Source organism: Aphanothece microscopica RSMan92 (assembly GCF_046613545.2).
In the GTDB taxonomy this organism is placed as follows: Bacteria; Cyanobacteriota; Cyanobacteriia; order PCC-6307; family Cyanobiaceae; genus NIES-981.
The window spans coordinates 1-3,588 of record NZ_JBKKKY020000120.1; the positions used below are offsets into that span (position 1 = coordinate 1).

At 74.0% G+C, this 3,588-nt stretch carries 2 protein-coding genes; both read right to left on the bottom strand.

Annotated elements, in window-relative coordinates:
* Window positions 1-3,390 (bottom strand): UvrD-helicase domain-containing protein (locus ACLD7X_RS16100; protein WP_411424693.1); only part of this gene is annotated, 3,390 nt, incomplete at its 3' end.
* The coding region (locus ACLD7X_RS16105) for a hypothetical protein (protein WP_411424694.1) at window positions 3,387-3,588 on the bottom strand (202 nt) is incomplete at its 5' end. The genes ACLD7X_RS16100 and ACLD7X_RS16105, both read right to left, overlap by 4 nt.

Below are 3,588 nucleotides of genomic sequence, written 5' to 3' on the forward strand. Positions count from 1 at the left end.
TTCTCCCCGGCGGAACACCAGGTCGATCGAGCCGGTGAGAAAGCCCCGACTGGCCACATCCAGCTCCGCGAGGCGGCTGGCGTAGGTCCGGCCGAAGGCCCCGCCCGGGCAGGTTCGGAACGGCCGGGCCAGGTCATCGGCCCGCACCATCCCGAGCGGCAGGTCGAAGTTCATCTCGTTGAGCCGTTCCGAGCCCTCCAGTTCGGCGAGGTGGAAGGGGCCGAGGGCTCCGCCCATCGGACTGAGGCGGAGGGCCTCGAGACCCGCGAGCAGTCCCGGCAGGTGCTCCGGACCCAGGCCGCTGCGCTGCAGCTCGCGGCTGCACAGGCCGGCCTGGGCCGCGGCGGCCTGCCGGTAGTTGAGCTGTTCGAGGATCCTGTGGAGGCAGTCGCCGGCCTGGGAACCGCGCGGGAAGTCGGCCAGCGGACTCTCCCCCGGCCAGTTGTCAGCCAGCGCGGCCTGGTCGCTCGGGTCCGGATCCGGTTCGCTCACCAGGCCATCGGTCTCGCGTCCCTCCTCCAGGGCCTGGGGGGCCGCGGCGTGGCTGCCCTGGGTCCAGCGGCTGTAGCTGTAGCGCCCCCAGCGGCGGTCCAGTTCCCAGGTCGGCACCGGGCCGCACTGCAGGGCCGGCTCAACGGCAGGCGCGGCAGGCGCTGGAGGGTTGACCACGACCCCGGCCGGCGGCGGATCCAGCACGGCCAGGGGGAGCTCCCGCCGGTCGATCTCGGCTTCCAGCCGGGCGCGCCACGCGGCATCGCCCAGCGCCGCATAGGGATCCTCGCCGCGGCCCGGCACGGGGTCCTGCGCGAACAGCCAGGGGTGCAGCGGGTTGCCCTGCTGGCCCGCCGCCGGCCCCCAGGCCAGCACGAGCAGCTGCTTGGCCCGGGTGGCGGCCACGTAGGCCAGCCGCTCCTGCTCCTGCAGCTCGGCCAGCTCATGCTGAACGGCGGCCCCATGGCCCCGGCCCCAGTGGCTGTTGAGGTGCAGGTCCAGCACAGGCTGGGGTGCCTCGGGGGGCTGCCAGCGCACCCCCAGGCGCACGGCTCCACCGCCTGCCGTGCGGCTCCGGGGTGCCTTCCAGAAGAATGGCGAGATCACCACGGGGTACTCCAGCCCCTTGCTGCGGTGCACGGTGACCACCCACACCGCCGCATCCGCCACGTCGCTGTTGGGTTGCTCAGCCTCCGGGGGATCCCGGTCCGGCTCCAGGCGCCGCCGGCGCAGCCAGTCGGCGGCCGCCGCTGGCCCCAGCTGGTCGGCATGGAGTCGCTGCTGCACCAGTTCGGCGCACTGCTCCAGGTCCGCCAGCAGCCTGCCGCCCATGGCCAGGCGGGCCAGGCCGGGGGCGTTCAGCAGGGTGCTCAGCACCCCCAGCAGCCCCCGACCGGGGAGCTGCTCGGCCCCTCGGGCCAGCTGGCCCGCCAGCTCGCTCCACTGCTCGGGCGTGGCTGCGGCGATCGCTGCCGCACTCCAGCCCAGCAGGGGAGAGGCGGCCAGCAGCCGCAGCCGGCCGGGATCGGCGGGCCTGGCCAGAGCATCGAGAAACCGCTGCAGCGCCGTGGCCGCGGCGCTCTCGAACACATCGCCCTTGCTCACCAGCCGACTGGCGATGCCGCTGCGCTCCAGGGCAGCGCGGAGCCTCTCCGCCTGGCTGTGGGTGCTCACCAGCACGCACAGGTCACCGGGGGCCTGGCCGGCGTTGAGCAGGCCGGCGGCGAAGCTGGCGATCCGGCCGGGGAGCCCCTGGTCCAGGGTGGTGGCGCTCACGGGTTTCTCGCCCGTCGCGCGGTCGCCGCCCAGCCAGAGCAGCTGCAGGGCTGGGGCGGGGCTGGAGGCCCCTGAGGAGGCTGGCGCCTCTACCGGGGGTGCCTCTGCCGGGGTCGTCTCTGCCGCCGTTGCCTCTGCGGCGGCTGCCCGGGCCCGCACCGGTGGCACCGGCAGGTCGGAGCGGCGCAGTCCCGGTGCCATCAGGGCGTTGAGGGCGGCCACCAGGGCCGGCGTGGAGCGGTAGTTGTCGGAGAGCGCGTACACCCCTCCGCCGTCGCGGGCGGCGGCCTCGGCCCTGCGGTAGGTGGCCAGCTCACCGCCGCGAAAGCGGTAGATGGCCTGCTTGGGATCGCCCACCAGCACCAGGCGGTGCCGGGCGGGATCGAAGGCCTGCGACAGGATCCGCCATTGGATCGGATCGGTGTCCTGGAACTCGTCGATCAGGGCGGCGGCGTAGCGCTCGCCCACGGTCTGGAGCAGCGGCCCCGGCGCCGCGGCCGTCTCGCCCGGATCCAGGCCCTCCAGCAGCTGGCCGAAGCCCACCCTGCCGCTTCGCTCCCGCCGCTGCCGCAGCTCGGCTCGCCCCCAGTGGGCGGCATGGAGCAGGGCCGCTTCCGCCGGACCCTCCATCACCGCTGCGATCGCTTCCAGCAGGGGGCGCTGGGGCAGGGAAGGCTCGGGTCCGTCCACCAGGCGGGCCACCTTGAGAAAGCTGCCGGGGTGGAAGTAGGTCCTGAGGAGGTCCTGCCGGCGCGTGGCGGCGTAGTCCCCCCCGGGGGGCATGCCGCCGATCCAGGCGCTCACTTCCCCATGGCGATCCCTGCTGACCCGCGGGGCATAGGGCTTGGTGTCGCGGAGTCCCAGGGCCCGCCACTCGGCCGCCGCGCTGAGGATGTCGGCCTGGAGTGCCTCACCCCGCTCCGCCCAGCGCTGACCAAACCGCTCCCAGGCCTCCTGCCAGAGAAGCTCCAGCTGGGGCGGCAGCGCCTCGTCGGCGCGGATCCCCGGGGGCAGCGGGTCGAGCTGGAGGGCGGGATCGCCATCCAGCCTCTGCAGGATGGCGAAGAGGTCGTCGGGCCCGTTGAGCGCCTGCCGCACCCCTCCCAGCAGATGGGTCGGCAGGGGCAGCAGCTGCTGGCACCAGTAGTCGTGGCTGATCTGGCGGAGCAGGGAGGGGCTGTCGGTGTCGACGCTGAGCCCGGGGGGCTGGGCGGCCTCCAGGGCCTGCCGCTGCAGGGTGCGCAGGCAGAAGCCATGGATGGTGGTGATGTCGGCCCCATCGAGATCCTCGAGGGCGAGCAGGAGGCGTGGCTGCAGCTGGCGGGCCCGGGGGCGCGCCCAGTCGAGCCAGGCATCCAGCGTCGGATCCGGGGGATCGAAGGCGGGATCATCGAGGCCGCTGAGGGCGGCCTGCAGGCGCTTGCCGATGCGATCGCGCAGCTCCGCCGCGGCGGCCTCGGTGAAGGTGACCACCAGGAGCTGGCCCAGGTTCAGCTCGGCTTCCGCGATGAAGCGCAGCACCAGGTGGGCGAGGGCGAAGGTCTTGCCCGTGCCGGCGCTGGCCTCCAGCAGCCGGAGTCCTGGCCCCAGCGGAAAGCCGTTGGCCTCGAAGGGTTCGCTCATCCCACCCGCTCCAGCAGCGGGCCCAGCAGCTCGGACGCCCGATCGGCGAAGTCCGCTCCGATCAGCAGCTCCCCGGGCAGATCGTGGCCGAAGCACAGGGCCTGGGCCGGGTCCTCCCTCTCGCCCCGCTCCATGGCCCCCCCCTCCCAGCGGCCGATCGCCTTCTCCTTGCCGCGCTCCAGAAAGGTCCAGCCCGTG